The following is a 4636-nucleotide window of genomic DNA, read 5'->3' as shown; positions in this document are numbered from 1 at the left end:
ACAACGCCACCGCGTCGGCCTTGACCTGGGCGGGATAGTGCTTGTTCGCCATGGTGTTCCAGGACTCCTGATCTCCCCAGACCTCACGATCCAAGGTTCAAGTGTCCAAGATCAAGGGGGAAGGCCCGAGGAGGATCAGGGAACAGGCTTGGCTGTGGAGTCCCAGCGCCAGGCTTGTCCTCGACTTTCAGGAGTACGCCCGGTGGCGGCCAACAGGTCTTGCCAGGGGTCATCGGAACGTTCGGCGTGGGCGAAGATACGATCGAGGCACGGTGCCACGAGCTGCGCCGGCGCCCGGTAGTCGATGTGGTGCGCGCCCACGATGTCGCGGGTGTGCAGGACCAGTTCGACGATGCCCATCGCAGCCAGAGCCGAGCGGTCGGGATTTCCGTACGGATGCCAGCCGATGCGGTCGGCCGGCGCGCTGGCGATCACCGCGACCAGAAGACCCCGACAGCGTCCAGGCAGTCGAGCACCGCTTGTGTTCCGCCCTCTTCCTCTGGCCAGAACATGCACGGAGGGCGTCCGGGGGCCAGCGAGAATTCCATCAGCGGGGTCCAGCCCTCATGGCGGTGTTTCCCGGACAGCTGCATCGCATAGGCGCCCAGGTCATCCAGGATGTGCGCGATCGTCTCGCGGCAGGTCCATTCCAGGCCGGACGCCTGCACTCCCCACCCGTCGTCGGGGATCTGCCGGAGGCTCGCGCGTGCATGCTCCAGCGCCGCCGAGACGAGATCGCTGTCGGGACTGCCGATCAAGGTCACCATGAGAGAAGCCTCTCAACCTTCACGGCTTCCGGCTAACGGAAATCACGGCCGGCGACGGCGTCTACGCAGGGTGACGTAGCGGCCCTGTTTCGATCTCGCCGCCGGCTCCCGGTGGTCAACAAGTGGCGCTCGTTATGGCGAACGTCCGCCGGGGATCGAGAGCAGGAGGTGGCGCCGAAAGTGGCGAACATCTGGCTCCGTTTCTCGGCCCTGTCACACGAAGAGTGATTGATCTTCGGCGTGGGCTGGTCATGTCCTTTGCCAACGAAGTTTGTCCGCGCCAATGAAGAGCGTGCGACGTGGGGTTCTTGCCAGTGAACTCTGTCCGTCGAGGCGCCCTGCCGCGCACGTCGAGGGCGTCTCGGACTTACTCTGAGCAACGTTCCGGCCGTACTAATGGTGTCCGGACATGCCGAGGATCGTGTATAGCCTCGGATCGCCGAAGGGACCAGGGTATGAGGATGATGCGCCCGCCGACCCTGGATGGGGGTGGACAGCCGCAAAGAGCGATAAACCCTTCATTCCCACGTCGGAGTCCACGACCACGGCAGGTCAGGCGAGCGCACCGCGCACCAGCGACTCAGCGAGCAACGGCGTGACGGCGATAACGGCGAGCAGGGCCACCTTGACAGCTGCACGACGGCGTAGCCCGATCACGAGCGCCGCGGCCCAAAAGCCAATGGACCCGACCAACACCAGCATGACCAGCGGCGGGGGCGGGTTGGCCATGGGTGTCCTCTGGCCCCAGACCAGACCGCCCATGAGGTAGGACCACGAGGCTCCGAGCAGCAGGCCGGCCACGGCGACGACGCTGGCCCGTGGCACTCGGGCGAGCCGGCAGCCCAGCCAAGCAGCCAGACCCGCACCAACGGCCAAGAGCAACCCGCCACCGAGAACCTCGATGATGCAAAGCCCCGGACAGTCCTCGGTGAACAACCAGAACCGGTGCACAGGAACAGACAGAACTCCACCGACGGCAGCCGCTCGCAGCTCCACGTGCCGCGCATCGGAAGGGATCCGGGGCTCCCTGATCGGCGGGCCACCACCCTCGTCCGTCAATCCGGACATATCAACGACACTACCGGTCCGGCCGACGAGGGCCGCCATTAACGCCGCAACACGCTGGACACTCGGGTACCGGTAGTCGACCCGGTGTCGCGCTCCGCTGCCACCTGAACACTCACACGAGTCGGCACCCTCATAGCCGCAACCGCGCCTTGCGGAGGGTTGCCCCCGCTCGCGGAGAGGTATCCGGACATGCCGCGATCCCCTCCGCGCGTCAGAAAATTCTCCAGCCCGTCACTAAGCGTAGCCATCCAAGGCTCGTAGCCCCTGACGTTGATCCACGGAGTCACAACGTCGCTCGTTACTGGGAGCGGCCTCGTTTCGCCAGCAGCCGTGGGTGAAGTCGTCACTCGTTCGGCGTACTGGGAGACGGAGTTCAGCGGCACGCGGACAGACTTCGTTGGCAACGGACAGGTCAGGACACCAGTGCAAAGAAGATGGGTGGCGCCACTGCGAGCAGCGCAGCGGTGATGACCACGGGCCACGGATGCCTTGCCATCGGCAGTGTTGTGGTAGCGAGCAGCAGGGGCAGCACGGCCGGATAGAGGAGGAAGAGACCACCGATGGCCAACCAACAGCCGACCACCAGGACCAGCGCCGCCATCGCGTAGCAGGCGCCGTTGAATCTGGTAGGGCGAGCGAGCGCGGCGGGGAGCGCCAGGATGACGGCGCTGACCGCGAAGACGCTCAGCAGAAGGGGATCGAACGTATGGAATCCCCAGCAGACCACCACGCCGACATAGGCGCCATAGACGGCCGCCAGGCCGGCCATTACCCGGCGCGGGCCGGCCACGACGACCGGCGCATTCCTGTTCCGAACGACCATGGGCGGGGATCGTAGGAACGACACGGAGCCCTCGTCAATGATCTTGAACATACGCGTCCGGATCAGTTGGCCAGCAGGACTCGCTCGCGGAGTAGGTCGAAGCCGGCTCGACCGCACAACTGTCGCTTGATCATTTTGATGCGGTTGACGTTGCCCTCGACCGGTCCGGAGCTGCAGGACAGGCTCAGGCCGGCGGTGACGGCAGCGAGGTAGCTGGTCAGACTTCTCGATGCAAAGCGCATCAAGATGGGGCAGGACCTGCTGAATCGAAGCATCGCACAGTGACCCAACGATTCATCAGCGAACTTCAATCACACGTTGTGAGACCGAACCCGTTCTTGCGGACAGAATCACTGCCCGTGACGGCCGACGACCCGCAGCGCGGTCGGCCGGCAAGTGCCTTCCGGGCTCGGCCGTCAGCAAGCGTAGTAGCCGGCCCTTTTCGCGGCCTGGTCGTTGAAGGCGGCGAACCGGTCAACCCACGCCGTAACCTGATCGGTGCCGGGATGCTCGTCGAAGAACGACAGGAGCTCCGCAACGACCTTCGCGTCCAAGGCGGCACGCAGTCGGCGAGCGATGAACGCCGCCTCCGCCGCCGTAGTGTGACCTTCGCTGTGCAGGAAGCGTCGGGTCGGCAGCGATTCTTCGGAAACCTCCAGTCCGGGTGTCTCCAATGCTTGTGCGAAGCCGTCCCCGCTCAGCACGCCTGCCTCAATCATGATCAGCCGGACGTAGTTCATCTGCTCGTTGCTGAACGCGCACGGAGTAGCGGCGAAGCCGTCCTCGGTCGGAGGGTCGAAACTAAACGCGTATCCCATGATCGGGAAGAATAGTCCTGCCCCGTGTCGGGCCCTTCACCGAAGGCTCGGCACGAGCGCGCCTTGATCATGACCACGTACCGGAGGCGATGAAGGCGGCGAGGATGTAGGCGGCGCCGTCGATCGCCCGGGCCGCCACGCACCTTCGTGGTCGCCGGCTCGAACCACCCGAAGCACACCGTCCTGGCCCGGAAACCGCACGCCTGCCTGTGCTGGCCCGACGCCCGCGCCTGTCACTCCGACGTCCTGGCCGCCCACCGCCGCCGCGGTCGATCAGGAACCACGGAAGCCGTTGTCGTAGCCAGGTCCGCCATCGATACCGGCCCGCGCCGTGATGATGGCTTAGTCGCCGTCACGGGTCTGCACGCTGTCGTGCGTGATCGTTCCTTCGCGGAGACCGGCGTCGTGAGCAGCCGCCGAGACTTCGGGATCCACCTTCGTGAGGGTCACGTGGGTACCGCTTCAATTGGCTGCGATGAGCCGTTCTGACGGTGCGTATCGCCGAGGGGTTCCGGCAGGTCGAGATCGATGACCGTTCCATCGACGCGCCTCCCGGCACCGCTCCACGAATTCATGGCCCAGCGAGGTTCAGCTTCGGATCAGCCCTCGTCGTTCGGGAACCCAGGTCACCGATGTGACTGTCGACGGGTCAGTGAATACGAGGACGGACTCGTCACGGCGAGTGAACACCAGTGATCCCTGCATCGACTCGCGTAGTTCACCCGCCATCAACAGCAGAGGCCGGCCCTGAATTTGCAGAACCACCTCGACCAAGACTCCGTTGTCGAGAAACGTCGATACGTCGTCGATAGTGCCGGTGGGCAACTCTGGGAGTGCCCGCGTGCGATAGATACCTCCATCCCCAGCCTCCCCATTCGAAGATTGGTCGGTATCTGCTCGGCGCAGCCAAAGGCCGCAGGCCGTGTCACTCTCGTAGGTACCGACGGTCACGAAGCTTCCGTCGTCGAACAAGGCACCGAGGGTATCTAAGGCGTGTTTCAGAAGTCGTGGTGGCCGGTGAAGGTCACGGCGCGGCGGTGATCGATATTTGAAGAGGTCTCCGGTAAACGGTTCAGCGACCAAGCTCGAACTTCATACCGGAGACCTCGTGGCCACCTTAGCGGTGACGAGGCGGCATGACCTCACCGACGCCCAGTGGC

General features: G+C 64.6%; 7 protein-coding genes and 1 pseudogene. 1 reads left to right on the top strand and 7 read right to left on the bottom strand.

The window, feature by feature from the left end; all coding sequences use genetic code 11:
• Window positions 1-135: 135 nt before the first annotated feature.
• The 6 genes from J5X75_RS43645 to J5X75_RS43620 all read right to left on the bottom strand — a co-directional run bounded on the left by J5X75_RS43645 (window position 136) and on the right by J5X75_RS43620 (window position 3476).
• Complete coding sequence (locus J5X75_RS43645; RefSeq protein ID WP_208473622.1) at window positions 136-435, bottom strand: hypothetical protein; 300 nt, start codon at window positions 433-435, stop codon at window positions 136-138.
• The gene (locus J5X75_RS43640) at window positions 432-767 is read right to left on the bottom strand and encodes a hypothetical protein (RefSeq protein ID WP_208473621.1); all 336 of its coding nucleotides are present in this window, start codon (window positions 765-767) and stop codon (window positions 432-434) included. Before J5X75_RS43640 ends, J5X75_RS43645 begins: the two co-directional genes overlap by 4 nt.
• Before the next feature lie 552 nt (window positions 768-1319).
• Entirely contained in the window at window positions 1320-1835 is a 516-nt protein-coding gene (locus J5X75_RS43635) for a hypothetical protein (RefSeq protein WP_208473620.1), read from the bottom strand.
• A 412-nt stretch (window positions 1836-2247) separates the two neighbouring features.
• A complete protein-coding gene (locus J5X75_RS43630; protein WP_208473619.1) occupies window positions 2248-2658 on the bottom strand; it encodes a hypothetical protein in 411 nt (136 codons plus the stop codon).
• A gap of 62 nt (window positions 2659-2720) precedes the next feature.
• Complete coding sequence (locus J5X75_RS45265; RefSeq protein ID WP_238491029.1) at window positions 2721-2900, bottom strand: hypothetical protein; 180 nt, start codon at window positions 2898-2900, stop codon at window positions 2721-2723.
• 174 nt (window positions 2901-3074) lie between these two features.
• Window positions 3075-3476 (bottom strand): hypothetical protein, encoded by a 402-nt coding sequence (locus J5X75_RS43620; RefSeq protein WP_208473618.1) that lies wholly within the window; start codon window positions 3474-3476, stop codon window positions 3075-3077.
• Window positions 3477-3605: 129 nt separating this feature from the next.
• Between J5X75_RS43620 and J5X75_RS45260 the strand changes: the two are divergent.
• Window positions 3606-3740, top strand: a pseudogene (locus J5X75_RS45260) (IS630 family transposase); the annotation flags it as partial.
• A gap of 324 nt (window positions 3741-4064) precedes the next feature.
• Here the strand turns inward: J5X75_RS45260 and J5X75_RS43615 are convergent.
• Entirely contained in the window at window positions 4065-4448 is a 384-nt protein-coding gene (locus J5X75_RS43615; protein WP_208473617.1) for a hypothetical protein, read from the bottom strand.
• Window positions 4449-4636 lie beyond the last annotated feature (188 nt).

Source organism: Actinoplanes flavus, from assembly GCF_017592555.1.
Lineage (GTDB): Bacteria > Actinomycetota > Actinomycetes > Mycobacteriales > Micromonosporaceae > Actinoplanes > Actinoplanes flavus.
This window is presented reverse-complemented; position numbering and strand designations above follow the sequence as displayed.